At 63.7% G+C, this 1676-nt stretch carries 2 protein-coding genes; both read right to left on the bottom strand.

Annotation, left to right across the window (positions count from 1 at the left end; genetic code table 11):
- Window positions 1-1139 (bottom strand): iron-containing alcohol dehydrogenase (locus ACR0K9_RS21455; RefSeq protein ID WP_480826105.1); only part of this gene is annotated, 1139 nt, incomplete at its 3' end.
- On the bottom strand, window positions 1136-1676 hold a 541-nt coding region (locus tag ACR0K9_RS21450; RefSeq protein WP_480826104.1), incomplete at its 5' end, for an aldehyde dehydrogenase family protein. The genes ACR0K9_RS21455 and ACR0K9_RS21450, both read right to left, overlap by 4 nt.

Raw genomic sequence — 1676 nt, 5'->3', positions numbered from 1 at the left:
GCCGCTTTGAACAGCGCGGTGAGGTTGTCTTCGGTCAGCGTGATCGGGTTACCGCCGCATGAGGGGTCGATGATTGCGCCTTTGACCAGTTCGGGGACCCGTGCTTCGGTGACGCCCAGCTCGGAGAGTTTGCGCGGAATGCCCAGGCTGTCGTTGAGGTTCTGCACAAAGGCGCGGAAGCCGTCAAAGCCGCCTTCGATACCCAGATAGGCCGCCGCCTGCTGGAACCGGTCCGCGATGGCGGGGGCGTTGAACTCCAGCACCGCGGGCATGCAGACCGCGTTGGTGGTGCCGTGATGGGTGTTGAACACCGCACCGATCGGATGGCTCATGGCGTGGATCGCACCCAGGCCCTTCTGGAAGGCGGTGGCGCCCATCGCCGCCGCGCTCATCATCTGGGCGCGGGCCTCGATATCGGTGCCGTCGGCATAGGCGCGCGGCAGATACTCCTTGACCAGCCGCATCCCCTCCAGCGCGATGCCCTGAGACATCGGGTGGTAATGCGGGCTGGAGAACGCCTCGACACAATGCGCAAACGCATCCAGTCCGGTACCTGCGGTGATGAACCTGGGCATCCCAACGGTCAGTTCCGGGTCGCAGATCACCACGGTCGGCAGCACCTTAGGGTGGAAGATGATCTTCTTGGCGTGGGTTTCCGAATTGGTGATGACGCTGGCGCGGCCCACTTCCGATCCGGTCCCGGCAGTGGTTGGCACCGCGATGATTGGCGCGATCACATCGGCATCGGCACGGGTCCACCAATCGCCGATATCCTCAAAATCCCAGACCGGGCGCGTCTGACCGGCCATGAAGGCCACCATCTTGCCCAGATCCAGCCCCGAGCCGCCACCGAAGGCAATCACCCCGTCATGGCCACCTGCGTTATAGGCCGCGACCCCGGCGTCGAGGTTCTTCTCATTCGGGTTCGGATCAACATCGCTGAACAGACCCCGGCCCAGACCGGCGGCCTCCATGATATCCAGCGTCGCCGTGGTGATCGGCAGATCCGCCAGCCCCTTGTCGGTGACCAGCAGAGGGCGCTTCATCCCAGCGGCGGCACAGGCCTCGGGCAGTTCTTTGATCCGGCCAGCGCCGAACTTGATTGCGGTCGGATAAGACCAGTTTCCAACAAGGCTCATGAGGTCACCTTCTTCAGATGGTAGGATTTGGGACGGGTCAGGTTGTGATAGCCGATGACGGACAATCCCCCGCCCCGCCCGGTATTCTTGCAGCCGGTCCAGCACAGGCCCGGGTCCAGATAATCGGCCCGGTTCAGGAACACGGTGCCGGTTTCGATCCGGTCGCCAACCCGCGCCGCGCGGTCCACGTCACGGGTCCAGAGGCTGGCGGTCAGGCCAAATTCGCTGTCATTCATCAACGCGATGGCCTCGTCGTCGGACGACACTTTCATGATGCCCACAACCGGCCCAAAGCTTTCATCCCGCATCACCCGCATGTCGTGGGTGACATTGGTCAGGATCTGCGGCGTCAGGTATGCGCCGCCATCGTCTTCGGCGAAGGTGTCGATATGCGCCACCGCGCCCGCCGCCACGGCCTCGGCAATCTGCGCCCGCACCTCATTGGCAAAGCGCACATTGGCCATCGGACCCAGCGTCGTCTCAGTGTCCAGCGGATTGCCCAGCTTATAGCCCTTCACGATCTCCACCGCCTTGGCG

It is taken from the genome of Ruegeria sp. L12 (assembly GCF_056531745.1).
The sequence above is the reverse complement of the archived record's forward strand: the minus strand, read 5'-3'. Positions and strand labels throughout refer to the sequence as shown.